This is a genomic window from Streptomyces roseolus (assembly GCF_014649855.1).
Taxonomy (GTDB): Bacteria; Actinomycetota; Actinomycetes; order Streptomycetales; family Streptomycetaceae; genus Streptomyces; species Streptomyces roseolus.
Genome location: NZ_BMTV01000005.1, coordinates 88,142 through 106,432 on the forward strand (window position 1 = coordinate 88,142; position 18,291 = coordinate 106,432).

At 73.5% G+C, this 18,291-nt stretch carries 19 protein-coding genes; 14 read left to right on the forward strand and 5 right to left on the reverse strand.

The genetic code is table 11. The features are described 5' to 3' along the window. Positions 1-4: 4 nt before the first annotated feature. Both IE245_RS07500 and IE245_RS07505 read left to right on the forward strand, forming a co-directional pair. A complete protein-coding gene (locus tag IE245_RS07500; RefSeq protein WP_189945956.1) occupies positions 5-649 on the forward strand; it encodes an amino acid ABC transporter permease in 645 nt (214 codons plus the stop codon). Continuing rightward, positions 646-1,512 (forward strand): amino acid ABC transporter permease, encoded by an 867-nt coding sequence (locus IE245_RS07505; protein ID WP_189945957.1) that lies wholly within the window; start codon positions 646-648, stop codon positions 1,510-1,512. Before IE245_RS07500 ends, IE245_RS07505 begins: the two co-directional genes overlap by 4 nt. Positions 1,513-1,564: 52 nt before the next feature. Here IE245_RS07505 and IE245_RS07510 read toward each other — a convergent pair whose 3' ends face one another. Further along, positions 1,565-3,127, reverse strand: coding sequence for a CocE/NonD family hydrolase (locus IE245_RS07510; protein ID WP_189945958.1), 1,563 nt, complete (start codon positions 3,125-3,127; stop codon positions 1,565-1,567). Between the two features lie 501 nt (positions 3,128-3,628). Between IE245_RS07510 and IE245_RS07515 the strand changes: the two genes are divergently transcribed. Continuing rightward, a complete protein-coding gene (locus tag IE245_RS07515; protein WP_189945959.1) occupies positions 3,629-4,906 on the forward strand; it encodes a cytochrome P450 in 1,278 nt (425 codons plus the stop codon). Here IE245_RS07515 and IE245_RS07520 read toward each other — a convergent pair. Beyond that, on the reverse strand, positions 4,872-5,606 hold the full coding sequence (locus tag IE245_RS07520) for a hypothetical protein (RefSeq protein WP_189945960.1): 735 nt from the start codon (positions 5,604-5,606) through the stop codon (positions 4,872-4,874). The genes IE245_RS07515 and IE245_RS07520 overlap by 35 nt on opposite strands. A 116-nt stretch (positions 5,607-5,722) precedes the next feature. Here IE245_RS07520 and ggt point away from each other — a divergent pair, with 116 nt between their 5' ends. After that, positions 5,723-7,543: a gamma-glutamyltransferase gene (gene ggt / locus IE245_RS07525; protein WP_189945961.1), complete on the forward strand. Its 1,821-nt coding sequence runs from the start codon at positions 5,723-5,725 to the stop codon at positions 7,541-7,543. Between the two features lie 120 nt (positions 7,544-7,663). On the opposite strand, the gene map is transcribed toward ggt, so the two are convergent. Next, on the reverse strand, positions 7,664-8,431 hold the full coding sequence (gene map / locus IE245_RS07530) for a type I methionyl aminopeptidase (protein WP_189945962.1): 768 nt from the start codon (positions 8,429-8,431) through the stop codon (positions 7,664-7,666). A gap of 51 nt (positions 8,432-8,482) precedes the next feature. Between map and IE245_RS07535 the strand changes: the two genes are divergently transcribed. Beyond that, positions 8,483-8,734, forward strand: a complete 252-nt coding sequence (locus IE245_RS07535; protein ID WP_189945963.1) for a helix-turn-helix domain-containing protein — start codon at positions 8,483-8,485, stop codon at positions 8,732-8,734. Positions 8,735-8,878: 144 nt separating this feature from the next. After that, a complete protein-coding gene (locus tag IE245_RS07540) occupies positions 8,879-9,178 on the forward strand; it encodes a hypothetical protein (RefSeq protein WP_189945964.1) in 300 nt (99 codons plus the stop codon). Positions 9,179-9,287: 109 nt separating this feature from the next. Here the strand turns inward: IE245_RS07540 and IE245_RS07545 are convergent, their stop codons facing one another. Beyond that, entirely contained in the window at positions 9,288-9,947 is a 660-nt protein-coding gene (locus tag IE245_RS07545) for an NAD(P)-dependent oxidoreductase (RefSeq protein ID WP_189945965.1), read from the reverse strand. Between the two features lie 66 nt (positions 9,948-10,013). On the opposite strand from IE245_RS07545, the gene IE245_RS07550 reads away from it, so the two are divergent. The 7 genes from IE245_RS07550 to IE245_RS07580 all read left to right on the forward strand — a co-directional run bounded on the left by IE245_RS07550 (position 10,014) and on the right by IE245_RS07580 (position 17,125). After that, positions 10,014-10,403 carry a winged helix-turn-helix transcriptional regulator gene (locus IE245_RS07550; protein ID WP_189945966.1) on the forward strand — a complete coding sequence of 130 codons (390 nt, stop codon included), beginning with the start codon at positions 10,014-10,016 and terminating at the stop codon, positions 10,401-10,403. Between the two features lie 69 nt (positions 10,404-10,472). After that, positions 10,473-10,868 (forward strand): PPOX class F420-dependent oxidoreductase, encoded by a 396-nt coding sequence (locus IE245_RS07555; RefSeq protein ID WP_189945967.1) that lies wholly within the window; start codon positions 10,473-10,475, stop codon positions 10,866-10,868. 192 nt (positions 10,869-11,060) lie between these two features. Next, a complete protein-coding gene (locus IE245_RS07560) occupies positions 11,061-12,323 on the forward strand; it encodes a UL36 very large tegument protein (RefSeq protein ID WP_229851129.1) in 1,263 nt (420 codons plus the stop codon). A 201-nt stretch (positions 12,324-12,524) separates the two neighbouring features. After that, positions 12,525-13,364, forward strand: coding sequence for a nitrilase-related carbon-nitrogen hydrolase (locus IE245_RS07565; protein WP_189945969.1), 840 nt, complete (start codon positions 12,525-12,527; stop codon positions 13,362-13,364). Continuing rightward, positions 13,361-14,641 (forward strand): aspartate aminotransferase family protein, encoded by a 1,281-nt coding sequence (locus IE245_RS07570; RefSeq protein ID WP_189945970.1) that lies wholly within the window; start codon positions 13,361-13,363, stop codon positions 14,639-14,641. The genes IE245_RS07565 and IE245_RS07570 overlap by 4 nt, the downstream gene beginning before the upstream one ends. Positions 14,642-14,660: 19 nt before the next feature. Next, the gene (gene hydA, locus IE245_RS07575) at positions 14,661-16,064 is read left to right on the forward strand and encodes a dihydropyrimidinase (protein ID WP_189945971.1); all 1,404 of its coding nucleotides are present in this window, start codon (positions 14,661-14,663) and stop codon (positions 16,062-16,064) included. Between the two features lie 47 nt (positions 16,065-16,111). Further along, positions 16,112-17,125: a TIGR03842 family LLM class F420-dependent oxidoreductase gene (locus tag IE245_RS07580; RefSeq protein WP_189945972.1), complete on the forward strand. Its 1,014-nt coding sequence runs from the start codon at positions 16,112-16,114 to the stop codon at positions 17,123-17,125. Positions 17,126-17,135: 10 nt separating this feature from the next. Here IE245_RS07580 and IE245_RS07585 read toward each other — a convergent pair whose 3' ends face one another. Then, a complete protein-coding gene (locus IE245_RS07585; RefSeq protein WP_189945973.1) occupies positions 17,136-17,327 on the reverse strand; it encodes an MbtH family protein in 192 nt (63 codons plus the stop codon). Between the two features lie 130 nt (positions 17,328-17,457). Between IE245_RS07585 and IE245_RS07590 the strand changes: the two genes are divergently transcribed. Continuing rightward, positions 17,458-18,234 carry a thioesterase II family protein gene (locus IE245_RS07590; protein ID WP_189945974.1) on the forward strand — a complete coding sequence of 259 codons (777 nt, stop codon included), beginning with the start codon at positions 17,458-17,460 and terminating at the stop codon, positions 18,232-18,234. The last annotated feature ends 57 nt before the right edge of the window (positions 18,235-18,291 follow it).

An 18,291-nucleotide genomic window follows, 5' to 3' on the forward strand; every position in this document is an offset into this window, starting at 1 on the left:
AGACATGGACGTACTGACAGAGAACTTCTCGCTCTACGGCGAGGGTTTCCTCGGCACCCTCGAACTCACCCTCTACGCCTCGGCGCTCGCCCTCGTCCTGGGCTTCGTCATGGCCGCCTTCCGGGTCGCGCCCGTCGGCTCCTTCCGGGTCTTCGGCACCGTCTGGGTCACCATCCTCCGCAACACCCCGCTCACCCTGCTCTTCTTCGCGGTGATGCTGGGCCTGCCCCGCTTCGGACTGGTCCTGCCCTTCGAGCTGTTCGCCGTCCTCGCGCTCGGCTGCTACACCTCCGCCTTCATCTGCGAGGCGCTGCGCTCCGGCATCAACACCGTCCCCGTCGGCCAGGGCGAGGCGGCCCGCAGCCTCGGCATGAGCTTCACCCAGTCCCTCGGCGCGGTCGTCCTGCCGCAGGCCTTCCGCTCGGTGATCCCGCCGATCGGCTCCACCCTGATCGCCCTCGCCAAGAACTCCGCCATCGCCGGCGCCTTCAGCGTCACCGAACTCCTGGGCACCTACAAGACCTTGAGCGAACTCGGCTACAACATCATCTGGACCTTCGTCTGGATCGCCGTCGGATACCTGATCATCACCCTGTCCATCAGCGCGGTCTTCAACGTGATGGAGAAGCGCTGGGGGGTGGCCCGATGAGCGGGACCGAGCGGGCCAGCGCCCTCTACGACATCCCCGGCCCGCAGGCCCGCCGCCGGCACCTGCTCTACGGCCTGGCCTCCACCGTCGTGATCCTCGGCCTCGCCGCCTGGATCCTCTACCTCCTCTTCGACACCGGGCAGTTCACCGCCGTGAAGTGGCGGCCCTTCCTCTACGAGGGCATCCAGGAACTGCTGCTCGAAGGGCTCGGCAACACCCTCAAGGCCTTCGCGCTCGCCGCCGTGCTCTCCCTGGCGCTCGGCGCGGTCCTCGCCACCGGGCGGCTCTCCGAGCACCGGCCGGTGCGCTGGATCGCCACCCTGCTCGTGGAGTTCTTCCGCGCCATGCCCGTCCTCGTGATGATCTTCTTCATCTTCGTGGCGCTCAAGGTGCATCCGCTGCCCGCGCTCGTCGCCGGACTCACCCTCTACAACGGCTCGGTGCTCGCCGAGGTCTTCCGCACCGGCGTGCACGCCGTGCCGCGCGGTCAGGGCGAGGCCGCGTACGCCCTCGGCATGAGGAAGACCCAGGTCATGACCTGGGTCCTGGTCCCGCAGGCGGTCCGGGCGATGCTGCCGGCCATCATCAGCCAGCTGGTCGTCGCGCTGAAGGACACCTCGCTCGGCTATCTCATCACCTACGAGGAGTTCCTCCACGCGGGCAAGCTGATCGCCTCCAACCTCGACTACGACCTGCCCTTCATCCCCGTCGTCCTCGTCATCTCGCCGATCTACATCGGCATGTGCATGCTGCTCTCCTGGTGCGCGACCTGGGTCGCGCGACGGGAGCGCCGCGACCCCCGCACCAAGGGGGTGGACGTCGCTCCCGCCGCACCGGTGACCACGCTGCCGGGCCGCGAGTGACCCCCGTACGGGCCCCCGCACGGGCCTGAAACCGGCCCGGCAGCAGCCGTGATCACTCCTTCCGCAGCGGAACCGACAGGTACGAGGGGTCGGAAGCGGGGGAGGAGAAGGTCAGCTGCGCGCCGGCCGGGTTGTGTTCGATGTACAGCGGGTCGACGGTGTCGACGACCACCGCGAGGCGATGGCCGGCCGGCACGTCGTAGGCCGTGGAGAACAGCTCCAGGTCCACGGAGAACGGCCGGCCCGGCGCCTTGTCGTGGAAGGTGTACGGGGCGTTGCTCACCAGCTTCCCGACGCCCAGCGGGCCCACGTCGTAGAGGTACGCGACGAAGGTGCCGCTCGACGCGGTCGGGGTGACCGTGGTGTGCAGCACCGGAGTGCCGCGCACCGCCGCGCCCGAGTCGTACCGCCCGGACTGCCAGACGGCGGCGAAGGAGCGGGGGAGCAGCGGGACGGAGACGGTCGGCGGGGTCTGCGCCAGCTGGTCGAGGAGGTTGCTGAGCAGCACGACGCCGCCGTCGGCGCCGGAGTTCACGTTGGCCCAGACGTGCTCGGAGTCGTTCAGCGCGACGCGTTCGCGGTGGGCGCCCACGGACTTCCAGTCGGCGTAGCCCTCGTAGCCGCCGTCCGAGCGCGGCTTGAGCCGGACCGGCTGCTCGCGGTCGACGCCGTTGTCGACGCCCTTGAGGTGGCGGTCGAACCAGCGGTGGGCGCTGGTCCAGGTGTCGTTGGGCAGTCCGAGGATGCCGGTGGCCTCGGCGGTGGCGTGGTCGCCGGGGCGGAACTCCAGGCGCTTGGGCCCCTGGAGCTTCTCGTAGAAGCTCGCGTACTGGTTGGGCGGGAAGATGGTGTCGCCCCAGGCGTTGCCGAGCATGACCGCGGTGCCGTTGGCGTTGATCCGGTCCAGGTGGGTGGCGGCGGAACGCTGCCGCCCCCAGGCGATCATCTCGTCCTCCTGGTCGAGGTTCGAGGAGAGGAAGTCGCCGAGGACCTTCTCCAGTTCGGGCCCCGGGCGGCCGGTGAGGTACCCGGCTCCGCCGAGCAGGGCGGCGGCCTGGAGGTGCTGGGTGCGGCCGCTGTAGATGGAGTCGATGAGGTCGGCCCAGCCGCTGAGCGCGGCGACGGCCTTGACCCGGGGGTCGTGGGCGGCGGCGAGCAGGCTGATGCCGGCGCCGTAACTCACCCCCGCCATGCCGACCTTGGCCGGGTCGGCGGGCGTGTGGGCGAGCGCCCAGTCGATCACCTTCGACGCGTCGGCGACGTCCTTCGGTCCGGCGGTCTCGATCTCCCCGCCGGACTGCCAGAAGCCGCGCGAGTTGTAACTCACCACGACGTAACCGGAGTCGGCGAGCTTCTGCGCCTGCGCCAGGTACTCGATCTGGGGCATGGCCCAGCTGGTGGGCAGCACGACGACCGGGAAGCGGGCGGAGCCGTCCGCCCCGGCGGGCGTGACGACGTTGGCCTTGAGCACGGTGCCGCCGTCTCCGGCGATGTCGACGAACCGGATCGTCGTCCCGCTCGTGCCGGACGCGGCGGCGTGGGCGGCGGGGGAGAGCGACAAGGCCGTCCCGGCCAGCAGCGCGGCCGAGACGGCGAGGGCCAGGGGTGTACGCACGGGCCACTCCTCGATGGGGGGTCGCCGATGGGGGGTCGGCGAGGTGGACCGACGGTAACCGGAGCGTGCTACCCGTGGTAACCGGTCGGTAAGTTACGTGCGAGTAACGATTGGGGTGGGGGAGGTGGGGGCGGTTGTGCGCGGCCCTCGGGGCGGCCGGGCCGGGCTGGGACCGGGGCCGGAGTCAAGGCCCGGTGCGCCGGACGTCCCGGGTCGCGGGCCCCGTACCGTCGGACGCCCCCGGGTCCTGGGGCCGGGTGGTGCCGCACACCCCCGGGGCGCGGCCCGGAGGCGCTGGGGCGGCGCCTCGGGGCGGCCCGGCGGACTCTCCCCCGACCCCGACCCCGACCCCGGCCCCCGACCCCGGCCCCCGACCCCGGGCCCGGGGCCGGGCCGGCTCCGCAGGTGGGACGGCGGAGATTCCGGGCGTCCGCCGACGGGTCGGGCAGGGCGCGCGAACCGTGCGTCCCGCCCTGCGGGAAGCGGCGGCGACCTGTCGTGATGGACACGCCCCCACCCCTGCTCCAGGCTGGAGCCGTGAAGCAGCCGACGGACCTCCCCGATGTCTTCGACCCCCGCGTCCACGCCGCCGGGCCGCCGCACGACGCCTTCCGCGAGCTGCGCGACCGGGCGCCGGTCGCCTGGCAGGAGGAGCGGGCGGTGCTCGGCTGGCCGGCCGGGCCCGGCTTCTGGGCGGTGACCCGGCACGCCGACGTCGTCCGGGTGCTCAAGGACGCGGGGACGTACTCCTCGTGGCTCGGCGCCACCCAGATCCGCGACCCCGACCCCGCCGACCTGCCGTTCATCCGGCGCATGATGCTCAACCAGGACCCGCCGGAGCACGGCAAGCTGCGGCGGCTGGTCAGCAGGGCCTTCACGCCGGGGCGGATCGCGCGGTTCGGGGCGACCGCCCGCGCCCGGGCCCGGGAGCTGCTGACGGCGGCCCGGGAGGCGGGCGGCGAGGTCGACCTCGTCCGGACCGTCACCGACGACTACGCGCTGCTCAACCTCACCGACCTGCTCGGCGTGCCCGCCGGTGACCGGGGGCTGCTGCACGCCTGGACCGAGCGGGTCATCGCCTACCAGGACCCCGACGAACCCGCCGTCCTCGACGCCGACGGCAGGCCCGTCGACCCCCGGTCACCGGCCATGCTCGCCGAGATGTTCGCGTACGCCCAGGAACTCGCCGCCCACAAGCGCGCCCGCCCCGCCGACGACCTGATGACCGCCCTCGCCACCACCGAACTCGACGACGCCGAACTGGAGATGTTCTTCTTCCTCCTCACCGTCGCCGGCAACGACACCGTGCGGTCCGCCGCCCCGGGCGGAGTGCTCGCCCTCGCCGGAGACCCCGGCGAGCAGCGGAGGCTGTGGCGGGGCGAGGTCGGCACGGACACCGCCGTGGACGAGCTCCTGCGCGTCCACCCGCCGGTGCTCTCCTTCCGCCGCACCGCCACCCGCGCCACCGAACTCGCCGGGGTCCGGATCGCCGAGGGCGACAAGGTCGTCGTCTTCCACGGCTCCGCCAACCACGACGAACGCGTCTTCCCCGACCCGCACCGGCTGGACCTCGGCCGCCGCCCCAACCCCCACGTCTCCTTCGGCGACGGCCCGCACGTCTGCCTCGGCGCGCACTTCGCTCGGCTTCAACTCAGCGTGTTCCACGAGGAGTTGCGGGAAGCCTGCGGTGGCGTCGAGCTCGCCGGGCCACCCCGGCGGCTCGTCTCCAACTTCATCAACGGCATCACGTCGCTGCCGGTGCGGCTGCGGGAGCCCTGAGCGCCGCCCGCGTCACGTCGGCCACCAGCTCGACCACGTCGGGACCGTACGCCTGGGAGCTGACGACCTTCAGGAGCAGGACGAAGGTGCCGTCCGGGCCGTACTTGCCGGCCAACGCCTCGTGGTGGCGGGCCAGGTACCGTGCCGCGGCCTGGTTGGCGACCGCGGCCTGGCCGCACAGCAGGAACACCGGCCTGCCGCCCTCGCCGAGAGTGAGCCGGGCGAGGGCGACGTACTCGCTGACACCCCACTCTGGTCGGCGGGTCTCGCCCGCCACGGTGATCATCCCCCGGTCCTCGGGCGGGTCCTGCTCGACGTTCATCGTGAGCCCCGGCAGCAGGTTCGGCAGGTGCGCCGCCATGCGCCGGTTCGAGTACGGACCACCGATGCAGAACTCCGCCGACTCGCCGAGCCCCTGACGGGCAGTGTCGTGCTGCACGATCCGGGGCCGCGCACCGCAGTCCTTGATCAGCGCCGAGAGTTCGAGCAGCGCCGAGACGTCGGTGGCGTGCACTCCGCGCTCGCTGCCGGCCATACGGTTCACCACGAGCAGGCACTCGGAGCCGGAGGGCAGGCCGAAGAACGCCTGCTTGCGGCGGAGCCGCCGACGCCACACGTACGTCCGGGTCAGCCAGCCCAGCGAGGCGCTGAGCCCGGTCGCCAGCACGCCGAGCACGATGTTGCGCAGGTCCTCGTCCATAGGGGCGCATGCTAGCGGCGGGTCGGGTGACCGTTCGAGAGGATCGGAAGGCGCTCCTGACGTCCGGGTGGGGCAGAAGTTACGCTGCGTGGACGGTCATTGACGGGAGGTCAGGAATGCGTCGTTTCGCTGTGCGGTACGGGGTGGTCGTAGCGGCCGCCACGACGGTGCTCTCGGTGGGGGCCGCGGCCCCGCCGCCTACCGCTCCACCGCTCGCCCCCGCCCCACCGGCCGCCCCGGCGAAGGTGCCCGTGGCCGTCGGCCACGGCGGCGCCGTCGCGAGCGTGGACGCCGACGCCAGCGCCGCCGGCATCGAGATCCTCCGCCGGGGCGGCAACGCCGTCGACGCGGCCGTCGCCGTCGCCGCCGCCCTCGGCGTCACCGAGCCCTACTCGGCCGGCATCGGCGGAGGCGGCTACCTCGTCCACTACGACGCCCGGAGCCGTACGGTCTCCACCGTCGACGGCCGCGAGACCGCCCCCGCCTCCGCCGGCACCGGCCTGTTCACCGAGAACGGCGCCCCGCTGCCCTTCGAGGAGGCGATGACCAGCGGGCGCTCGGTCGGCACCCCCGGCACCCCCGCCACCTGGGCGACCGCCCTCGACGCCTGGGGCAGCAAGCCGCTGGGCGAACTCCTCGCCCCCGCCGAGCGGCTGGCCCGCAAGGGCTTCACCGTCGACTCCACCTACCGCGCCCAGACCGCCGCCAACGAGGCCCGCTTCCGCGACTTCCCGGCCTCCGCCGACCTCTTCCTGCCCGGCGGCCGGCTGCCCGAGGTCGGCTCGGTCGCCCGCAACCCCGACCTGGCCCGCACCTACGCCACCCTCGCGAAGGAGGGCGTCGGCGCGCTCTACCGGGGCCCGCTCGCCCGCGACATCGTGCGGACCGTCCGCACCCCTCCGGTCCGCGAGGGCGCGTCGCGCGTGGTCCGCTCCGGCGACCTGACGGAGCGGGACCTCGCCGGGTACCGCACCGTCCGGCGGGCGCCCACCAAGGTCGCCTACCGGGGCCTCGACGTCTACGGCATGGCCCCGTCGTCGTCCGGCGGCACGACCGTCGGCGAGGCCCTCAACATCCTGGAGACCACGGACCTCTCCGTCGCCCCGCAGGAGCGCTACCTCCACCGCTTCATCGAGGCGAGCCGGATCGCCTTCGCCGACCGCGGCCGCTGGGTGGGCGACCCCGCCTTCGAGCCCGTGCCCGTCCGCGGCCTGCTCTCCCAGCGGTTCGCCGACTCCCGGGCCTGCCTGATCCGCGACGACGCCGCGCTCACCAGCCCGCTCGCGCCCGGCGACCCCCGGAACCCGGTGCCGTGCGCCCCCGGCGGGACGGCGGCCCCGACGACGTACGAGGGCGAGAACACCACCCACCTCACGGTCGCCGACCGGTGGGGGAACGTCGTCGCCTACACCCTCACCATCGAGTCCACCGGCGGCAGCGGCATCACCGTCCCCGGGCGCGGCTTCCTGCTCAACAACGAGCTGACCGACTTCTCCTTCGTCCCGGCGAACCCCGCCGTCCACGACCCCAACCTGCCCGGCCCCGGCAAGCGCCCCCGCTCCTCGATCTCGCCGACGATCGTCCTCGACCGCCACGACCGGCCGGTCCTCGCCCTCGGCTCGCCCGGCGGCGCCACCATCGTCACCACCGTCCTGCAGACCCTGACCGGCGTCGTCGACCGGGGCCTGCCGCTCGTCGACGCCATCGCCGCCCCGCGCGCCAGCCAGCGCAACCAGGCGACCACCGAACTCGAACCCGCCCTCTGGAACAGCCCCCTGAGGGCCCGGCTCGAAGCCCTAGGGCACGGCTTCCGGCAGAACCCGGAGATCGGCGCCGCGACCGGTGTCCAGCGCCTCCCCGGCGGGCGCTGGCTCGCCGCCGCCGAGACCGTCCGCCGGGGCGGCGGCTCGGCGATGGTGGTCCGCCCGGACAAGTGACGCCCGGCGGCAGGCGGTGCCGGCGCCGCCGCCCGGGCCAGGGGGCGGCACGTCCCGGTCTCCGCTCCGTCCCCCGTGCCCCACGGGGCCGCGAACGGCCTCCGGCGGCGCCCCTCCGCCCTACAGCGCCGTCAGCACGCGCGGCCCCGCGTCCGTGACGGCGACGGTGTGCTCGGCGTGGGCGGCGCGGGAGCCGTCGAGGGTGCGGATCGTCCAGCCGTCCCGTGCCGTGTAGTGCCCGTCGCCGCCGCCCCCGACGAGCATCGGCTCGATCGCCAGGACCATGCCGTGCCGCAGCCTCATCCCGCGCCCGGGCCGCCCCTCGTTGGGCACGCCCGGGTCCTCGTGCATCGCGCGGCCGATGCCGTGCCCGCCGAAGCCGTCCGGGATGCCGTACCCGGCCTTCCGGCACACCCGGCCGATGGCGTGCGCCACGTCCCCGATCCTGTTTCCGACCACGGCCGCCGCGATGCCGGCCGCCAGGGCCTCCTCGGCCGCCCCGATCAGCCGGGTGTCCTCGGCGCGGGCGCGGCCGACGGTGAAGCTCACCGCCGCGTCCCCGGCCCAGCCGCCCAGCAGCGCCCCGCAGTCCACCGACACCAGGTCGCCGTCGGCGAGCCGGGAGCCGTCCGGGACGCCGTGCACGATCGCGTCGTTGACGGAGACGCAGACGACGGCCGGGAAGGGCGTCGGCGCCCAGTCCGGCCGGTAGCCCAGGAAGGGCGAGCCGGCACCGGCCTCCGCGAGGACCTCCCGGGCCGCCCGGTCCAGTTCGGTGACCGGCACCCCGGGCGCCGCCGTCTCCCGCGCGGCCGCCAGGGCCCGGGCCACCACGCGGCCCGCCTCGCGCATCGCGTCCATGTTCTCGTCGGTCTTGATCTCTACCATTCCCATTACTATACCGGTATGAAAATGGGGGAGGGCGGGTATGGTGGGGGCATGGTGCGCACCCCCCTCACTCAGGAAGAGCGCGAGCGCGGCGAGCGGCTCGGGCAGCTGCTGCGCGAGGCCCGCGGCGAGCGGTCGATGGTGGAGATCGCGGCGGCGGCCGGCCTCTCGGCCGAGACGCTCCGCAAGATCGAGACCGGGCGCGCCCCCACCCCGGCCTTCTTCACCGTCGCGGCCCTCGCCGGCGTCCTCGACCTGTCGATGGACGACCTGCTGGTCCGCAGCGCCCCGTTGCCCGCCTGAGCCCCGCCCGCCGGCTCCCGCCCGCGGCCCCGGTCACCGAGTGGCCGCCGCCCTGCCGGGGGAGGACGCTGGAAGGGAGTACGTCCGGGTGGACCGAGGGCGTACCGCACGGCGTCCCCGCCCGGCCGGGATCGGAGCTGTGCCATGCGCATGCTGCTGAAGGTCGAGATGGACACCGCGGCCTCCAACGAGGCCATCAGGCAGGGCAGCATTCCCGGGCTCATGCAGGAGACGATCGCGCGGATCCGCCCCGAGGCCGCCTTCTTCACGGTCGAGAACGGCTGCCGCACCGGCTACTTCTTCTTCGACCTCACCGAGACCACCGACCTGCCGGCCGTCTCGGAGCCCTTCTTCATGAGGCTCGGCGCCAAGGTCCACTACTCGCCGGTCATGAACCCGGAGGAGCTGGCCGAGGGCCTGAGCCGGCTCAGCGGCCGGTCCTGACCCCGGATCAGCAGCCGGGCCCGGACCCGGCTCGGCGCCAGGCCGGGCCCGGTCCAGGCTCGACGCCCGGCTCCGCGGCCCGGGCCCCGCCGCCCTGGCCCGCCGGCCCTCACGTCGAGACCGCGAGCGGGACGCGGCTGTGGCGGGGCGTCTCGATCTCGTCGAGCAGGGCGAGCGCCAGGTCGGCGTGCGCGAGGCGGCCGGGGCCGTCGACGACCGTGCCGACCGCCGTCCGGTACCCGCCCGTGGGCTCCGCCGCCGCGTCCAGGTCCAGCGGCGGCACCACCATCAGCCAGTCGAGCGCCGGCCCCGCCCCCGCCGTGAGCAGCTCGAACTCCACCACGTGACCCTGGGCGAAGGCCCGCCACTCCGCCGGGAAGCCCGGCGCGTCCATCAGCCGGACGCCGGACGCGTCCTCCAGCGTGGTGGCGATCCCCAGGGTCAGCAGCCGGCCGACCCCGGCCGCCGGAAGCCCGGAGAGCAGCGCCTTCGCGGTCGCGGTGAAGTACTCCTCCGACGGCACGTCGAGCCGGACCGAGGCGTGCAGGGCCGCGTCGTGCCCGGCGGCGAGCGCCGCCACCGACTCCGGGTCCGTCACGTCGCCGCGCACGACGGACACCCCCGGCGCCTCCAGGCCGGGGTGACGCGCCGGATCGCGCACCACCGCCGTCACCCGGTGGCCCCGGCCCGCCGCCTCCGCCACGGCCGCACGGCCGACCCGTCCACCCGCGCCGAACACGATGATCTTCTTGCCCGTCTCGTTTCCCATGGCCGGGACGGTAGGACGGCGACCCCCGGTCACTTCAAGGGAACCGGCGCCGCTACCGTCGGTCCCATGAGTGAACCGCCCCCGATCCGCGTCCGGTTCGACGACCCCGACTGCGCCGACGGGACCGTCCAGCCCTTCCGCGTCGGCGACAAGTGGACCGGCGTGGTGCTGCGCTGCCTGGAGGACGGCGCCGCCCGCCGCTTCGGCGAACTCCGCGCCGCCCTCCCCTGGATCACCCCCAAGGTCCTCACCGAGACCCTCCGCTCCATGGAGCGCAGCGGCTTCCTCACCCGGAGCGCGTACGAGGAGAACCCGCCGCGCGTCGAGTACGCCCTCACCCCGCTCGGCCGCTCCCTCCTCGGCCCGCTGGACACCGCCTGCGCCTGGGCCCGCGCCCACGGCGCCGAGGTCGGCGACGCCCGCGCCGCGTATCCGCGGGACCGCCCGGTGCCGTGACGGCGGACGCGCCGCCCGGGAGACCCCGACGCGCGCCCCTGTCCCCGCTCCGGCATAGGCTGCGCGGTCATGACGAACGACCGACGCATCCCCGAGGAGCTGCGGCGCGGCCGCTACCTCAGCCTCACCACCTACCGGAAGGACGGGACCGGGGTCGCCACCCCGGTCTGGTACGCCGTCGACGAGGAGCGGGTGTACGTGTGGACCCGCGCCGACTCCTGGAAGGTCAAGCGGCTCCGCAAGGACCCCCGGGTCGAACTGGCCGTCTGCGACCTGCGCGGCAACGTCCCCGAGGGCGCCGCCCGGACCGCCGGGACCGCCCGCCTCGTCACCGGGGAGGAACTGCGCCGCATCCGCCGCCTGCTGTCCCGCAAGTACACCTACCAGTACTGGCTGGTGGACTGGCCGGCCACCCTCGTCCGCCTCGGCAAGCGCCCGCACACCGGGATCGTCGTCACCCTGTGAGCCGCCGGCGCGAACCCGCCCGTACGCGCCGGTACGAGATCGATGTGGTCCGGGGGGCACGGAAAGGAAAACGGTCCGTAGCCGTCCCGTAACACGACTGCGGTGCAATGCCCTGCGACGGACCGGAAGGTCCCCTTCTCCTGAGCGCGGGGCAGGTGCATGCGGATGACGGCTCCTCACATTCCCTCCGGAATGGCCGATTTCACCCACTGGCTGAACGGTCTGGCCGCCCGCGCCGAGCGGGTCGGCGGCTGGTGGGCCGTCTTCGCGGAACGGGACCCGGAGGGCCTGCGCGCCTGCCTCGACGGCACCGAACTGCTGCCCTGGGACGTCGTCGAGTCCCTGCTCCGGGACGTGGGGGAGGCCCCGGGCCGGGGCCGCGAGCTCTACGAGGCCGCCGCCGGCGCGCACGACCGGGCGCCCGGCGGGGCCGAGGCCCTGGCGGCCCGCCGCGACGCGATGGAGCGCGAACTCCGGCACGCCGAGGCGCGGATCGAGGAGCTGGAGCGACGCCTCGGCGCCCACCCGGCCCCGGGCCCCGAGGAGGCGGCCCGGCTGGTCCACGACCTCGCCTGGACCCGCGACGACCACGCCCGCGCCACCGCCCGCCTCGCCGACCTCGCCGCCCGCCTCGTGAACCTGCGCGGCGCCACCGCCCGGGACGGGGCCCCGCCCGGGCGGGCCGCGTCCGACGGTTCCGCGCCCGCGGTGGCGCGGCGGCGGCCGCGGGGGGCCCGGTACGCCTGGGTGGAGGCGGACGACGCCGCCGAGGGGGCCGTGGCCGTCGGCGCGCCCGCCCTGCCCGTCGGCGGGGGCGAGCCGCCGCGCGGCGCCCGGTTCCGGGGGCGGACCGGGTCCCGTACCGCCGCGTCGGACGCCCCGGAGGCCGGAGCGGTCCCCGCCGACGGGGCGGACGAGGCGGAGGAGGCCGCCCGCGCCGCCGTCAACGCCGTGTACGCCCTCCGGCGGCTGCGGGCCCAGGGTCGCACCGGCGAGGCGCACGTGCTGCTCTGCGAGGCGCTCGGCGGGCCGCCCGGCCGGCTGCCCGCGCTCGCCGCGGAGCTGCACCGGGCCGGCTTCGGCACCGACTGGGGCACCCTGCTCTGGGAGGCCGCCTCGCTGCCGCCCGCCCGGCTCGCCGCCGTCGCCGGGGCGCTCGCCGACGCGGGCCGCGCCGAGGACTGCGAGCAGCTGCTGCGCCAGGGTCTCGGCCGGCCGGTCGAGGAGCTCGCCGGGGCGGTCGCCGCCCTGGTCGCGGAGGCCCGCGAACGCGAGGCCCACGCCCTGCTCACCGCCTTCATCCGGGTCCGCACCCCCGAGGAGGCGGCCCGGCTCGCCGCCGTCGACCCGGCCCTCCTCATGCCCCGGCTGGGGGCGGCGGCCCGTGCCCTGTCGGCGGCCGACGACCGGGCGCTGCGGCACGCGCTGCGGGTCGGCGGCGTCCTCGGCCCCTGAGGGCCGGCCCCGGCGAGAACGGGAGCAGTCGGCACGTGTCGGTACGTGTCCGGTGTGGACCACTCCGGTATGAAACATGATCGACTGCGCCGCTTCCGGGCGGCGGTCTTGCTCCGGGGTGTGACGGGGCTTACGTTCTCCTCCTACACACCGTGTCTACGGGCGTAGAGGCTCATCGACGCCGCGCCGAAGGAGCTGCTCATGACCGTCGTACGCGCCGCCCTCGTCCAGGCGACCTGGACCGGCGACACCGAATCCATGATCGCCAAGCACGAGGAGCACGCCCGCGAGGCGGCCCGCCGGGGCGCCCAGGTGATCGGCTTCCAGGAGGTGTTCAACGCCCCCTACTTCTGCCAGGTCCAGGAACCCGAGCACTACCGCTGGGCCGAGCCCGTCCCGGACGGCCCCACCGTCACGCGGATGCGGGAGCTCGCCCGCGAGACCGGCATGGTGATCGTCGTCCCGGTCTTCGAGGTCGAGGCCGAGGGCTTCTACTACAACACCGCCGCCGTCGTCGACGCGGACGGCAGCTACCTCGGCAAGTACCGCAAGCACCACATCCCGCAGGTCAAGGGGTTCTGGGAGAAGTACTACTTCCGCCCGGGCAACGCCGGCTGGCCGGTCTTCGACACCGCCGTCGGCAAGGTCGGCGTCTACATCTGCTACGACCGCCACTTCCCCGAGGGCTGGCGGCAACTCGGGCTCAACGGCGCACAGCTGGTCTACAACCCGTCGGCGACCCACCGCGGCCTCTCCTCCTACCTGTGGCAGCTGGAGCAGCCCGCCGCCGCCGTCGCCAACGAGTACTTCGTCGCCGCCATCAACCGCGTCGGCGTCGAGGAGTACGGCGACAACGACTTCTACGGCACCAGCTACTTCGTCGACCCGCGCGGCCGCTTCGTCGGCGACGTCGCCTCCGACAAGGAGGAGGAACTCGTCGTGCGCGACCTCGACTTCGGCCTCATCGAGGAGGTCCGGCAGCAGTGGGCCTTCTACCGGGACCGCCGTCCCGACGCGTACGACGGGCTGGTCCGGCCGTGAACAGCCTGTACGCCCGCCACCGTTCCGTCCTGCCCGACTGGCTCGCCCTCTACTACCGGGAGCCGATCGAGATCACCCACGGCGAGGGCCGCCACGTCTGGGACGCCGAGGGCCGCCGCTACCTCGACTTCTTCGGCGGCATCCTCACCACCATGACCGCCCACGCCCTCCCCGAGGTGACCAAGGCGGTCGCCGAGCAGGCCGGCCGGATCGTCCACTCCTCCACCCTCTACCTCAACCGGCCGATGGTGGAGCTCGCCGAACGGATCGCCACCCTCTCCGGCATCCCCGACGCCCGGGTCTTCTTCACCACCTCCGGCACCGAGGCCAACGACACGGCCCTGCTCCTCGCCACCGCGTACCGCGGCTCGAACCAGATCCTGGCGATGCGCAACAGCTACCACGGCCGCTCCTTCTCCACCGTCGGCGTCACCGGCAACCGCTCCTGGTCGCCCACCGGCCTCTCCCCGCTCCAGACCCTCTACGTGCACGGCGCGGTCCGCGGCCGCGGCCCCTTCGCGGGCCTCAGCGACGAGCGCTTCACCGAGGCCGCCGTCGCCGACCTCGAAGACCTCCTCGGCCACACCCACCGCACCGCCGCCCTCATCGCCGAACCCATCCAGGGCGTCGGCGGCTTCACCTCCCCGCCCGACGGCCTGTACGCCGCCTTCCGCCGCGTCCTCGACCGCCACGGCGTCCTCTGGATCTCCGACGAGGTGCAGACCGGCTGGGGCCGTACCGGCGAGCACTTCTGGGGCTGGCAGGCGCACGGCCAGGCCGGCCCGCCCGACCTGCTCACCTTCGCCAAGGGCATCGGCAACGGCATGTCCATCGGCGGGGTCGTCGCCCGGGCCGAGATCATGAACTGCCTCGACGCCAACTCCATCTCCACTTTCGGCGGTTCGCCCGTCACCATGGCCGCGGGCCTCGCCAACCTCGGCTACCTCCTGGACCACGACCTCCAGGGCAACGCCCGGCGCGTCGGCGGCCTCCTCATCGAACGGCTCCGGGCCGCCGCGGCCGGCGTCGACCTCGTCCGCGAGGTCCGCGGCCGGGGCCTCATGATCGGCATCGAGCTCGCCGACCCCGTCACCGGCGCGGCCGCCCCCGAGGCCGCTTCCGCCGTCCTGGAGAAGGCCCGCGAGAACGGCCTCCTCATCGGCAAGGGCGGTGGCCACGACACCAGCTCACTGCGCGTCGCGCCCCCGCTCTCGCTCACCGTCGCCGAGGCCGAGGAAGGCGCCGCCGTCCTCGAACAGGCCCTCCGGTCCCTCTAGTTGGCAGGGGAGTACTCCCATGAGCACCCGAACCCTGATCCGGGGCGGTCTCGTCGTCACCGCCTCCGACGAACTCCACGCCGACGTCCTCGTCGAGGACGGCCGCGTCGCCGTGCTCGCCGCCCACGGCTCCGGAGCGGCGGCCGGCCTGACCGCCGACCGCGTCCTCGACGCCACCGGCCGCTACGTCATCCCGGGCGGGGTCGACGCGCACACGCACATGGAGCTGCCCTTCGGCGGCACGTTCGCGTCGGACACGTTCGAGACGGGGACGCGGGCCGCCGCGTGGGGCGGGACGACGACGATCGTCGACTTCGCGGTGCAGGCGCAGGGCGAGTCGCTGCAGGCCGGTCTGAACGCCTGGCTGGAGAAGGCGGACGGGAACTGCGCGATCGACTACGGATTCCACATGATCATGTCGGACGTGAACGAGGCGACGCTCAAGGAGATGCCGAAGCTCATCGAGCACGGCGTTCCCTCGTTCAAGCTGTTCATGGCGTATCCGGGCGTCTTCTACTCGGACGACGGGCAGATCCTGCGGGCGATGCAGGTGGCCGGCGAGACCGGCGGGCTGATCATGATGCACGCGGAGAACGGCATCGCGATCGACGTGCTCGTCGAGCAGGCGCTGGCGAGGGGGGAGACCGATCCCCGCTTCCACGGGGAGGTCCGCAAGGCGCTCCTGGAAGCGGAGGCCACCCACCGCGCGATCCAGCTCGCCCGCGTCGCGGGCTCTCCGCTGTACGTCGTCCACGTCTCGGCGCAGGAGGCGGTGGCCGAGCTGGCGGCCGCCCGGGACATGGGGCTTCCGGTCTTCGGCGAGACCTGCCCGCAGTACCTCTTCCTGTCCACGGACAACCTCGCGGAGCCGGACTTCGAGGGCGCCAAGTACGTGTGCTCGACACCGCTGCGGCCGAAGGAGCACCAGGCGGCGCTCTGGCGGGGCCTGCGGACGAACGACCTCCAGGTGGTGTCCACGGACCACTGCCCGTTCTGCTTCGTGGGCCAGAAGGAGCTCGGCCGGGGCGACTTCTCGAAGATCCCCAACGGCCTGCCGGGGGTGGAGAACCGGATGGACCTGCTGCACCAGGCGGTCGTGGACGGTCACATCTCGCGGCGCCGCTGGATCGAGATCGCCTGCGCGACGCCGGCGAGGATGTTCGGCATCTACCCGCAGAAGGGCACCATCGCCCCCGGCGCGGACGCCGACATCGTCCTCTACGACCCGCACGCCACCCAGGTGCTGTCGGCCGGGACGCACCACATGAACGTCGACTACTCGGCGTACGAGGGCAAGACGATCACGGGTCAGGTGGAGACCGTCCTCTCGCGGGGCGAGGTCGTCATCGACCGGCGGACGTACGTGGGCCGCACGGGGCACGGGGTCTTCGTGCCGCGCGGTCTCTGTCAGTACCTGGGCTGAGCGGCCCGGGATCCCGTCGCACCGCATCGAACTGGGAGGCCACCGAAATGGACTTCGGACTCGTCCTGCAGACCGACCCGCCCGCCTCGCAGGTCGTCGGCCTGATGCGCCGGGCGGAACGCAACGGCTTCCGCTACGGCTGGACCTTCGACTCCGCCGTGCTCTGGCAGGAGCCCTTCGTCATCTACAGCCAGATCCTCGAACACACCACCAAGCTCCACGTCGGCCCGATGGTGACGAACCCCGGCACCCGTACGTGGGAGGTGACCGCCTCCACCTTCGCCACCCTCAACGACATGTTCGGCAACCGGACCGTCTGCGGCATCGGCCGCGGCGACTCCGCCATGCGCGTCGCCGGCCGCAAGCCCAACACCCTGGCCCGGCTCGGCGAGGCCATCGAGGTCATCCGCGACCTGGCGGAGGGCAGGGAGGCGCGGGTCGACGGCAACGCGGTCCGCATCCCGTGGATCAAGAACGGGAAGCTGCCGGTGTGGATGGCGGCCTACGGCCCCAAGGCCCTCGCGCTCGCCGGACAGAAGGCCGACGGCTTCATCCTCCAGCTCGCCGACCCCTTCCTCACCGAGTGGATGGTCAAGGCCGTCCGGCAGGCCGCCGTCGACGCGGGCCGCGACCCCGACGCCCTCACGGTCTGCGTCGCCGCCCCCGCCTACGTCACCGCCGACGACTCGCCCGGGGCCCTCGCCCACGCCCGGGACCAGTGCCGCTGGTTCGGCGGCATGGTCGGCAACCACGTCGCCGACCTGGTTTCCAAGTACGGAGAGCACTCCTCCCTGGTCCCCGAGGAGCTCACGGCGTACATCAAGGACCGGCAGGGCTACGACTACTCCCACCACGGCCGCGCCGACAACCCCGACACCGCCTTCGTCCCCGACGAGATCGTCGACCGCTTCTGCCTCCTCGGCCCGGCCGAGGCCCACGTCGAGAAGCTGCGCCGGCTGGAGGAGCTCGGCGTCGACCAGTTCGCCGTCTACGCCATGCACGACCACCGCGAGGGCACCATCGACGCCTACGGCAGCGAGATCATTCCCGCCCTCCGCTGACCCGGCCGGCTCAGGCCGTGGCCGCGTCGCGCACGCTGCGCGGGCGCATGTCGGTCCAGACCTCGGAGATGTGGTCGAGGCATTCCGCCCTGGTGCCCGTCTTTCCGCCGTCCGTCCAGCCCCGCGGTATCTCCCGGTCCTCCGGCCAGATCGAATACTGCTCCTCGTGATTCAGGACCACCCGGTAGATCGTGTCATCCATGCTGTGCCTTCATCCTCGATGAACTCCGACTGCGCCCTACGGTGATCGAAACGGCCGCACCGCGTCAACCTCTCCCGGAAATGCGGGTATGGCAGGATGCCGGTCTCGTGGAACCAGAGAAAGGGCGCACATGGGGGAGTACCGCAACGGCCGGAATCCGTGGATCCGGATATTCCACCCGGGTCCGGAAGGTGCGCGCCAGGTGGTCTGTTTCCCGCACGGCGGCGGCTCGGCGAGCTACTACCGGCCGCTGTCCGAGGCGCTGAGCCGGGACGCGAACACGCTGGTGGCGCAGTATCCGGGGCGGGAGGACCGGATTTCCGAGGAGCAGCCCCGGACGATGGCCGAGCTGGCCGACGCCGCCTACGCGGCGCTGCGTCCGGAGCTGTCGGAGCGGCCGGTGTTCTTCGGGCACAGCATGGGCGCGATCGTCGCCTTCGAAGTCGCCCGCCGGATGGCGCGCGACACCGGACGGCCGCCGGAGCGCCTGATCGTGTCGGCGTGCGCGGCGCCCTCCCGCAGGACCGACGCGGGCCTGCGGTTCCTCGACGACGACGCACTCCTGGCCGAGGTCATGGCGCTGGGCGGCACCGACGCGGGCCTGGGCGGCCACCCGGAACTGCTCTGGCTGGTCCTGCCGGTCATGCGCAACGATTTCGCGGTGGTCGAGACCTACGAGGCCGGCGCCGGGGCGGTGGTGGACTGCCCGGTCTCGGTGATCCTGCCGGACGGCGACCCCAGGGTGACGCGGATCACAGCGGAGGCCTGGCGTGAACACACCACCGCCGGGGCGGAGGTGCGCGTCGTCGAGGGCGGGCACTTCTACCTCGCCACGCACCCCCGGCTTTTCCTGGAGCATATGCAGCGGATTCTCGGGATCGCCCCGGTGGAATCCGAAGCGATCTGACAGACTTTTCGGCCATATGTTTCACCCGGTCGGAACCCGGGAAGCGAACCGCGTTCC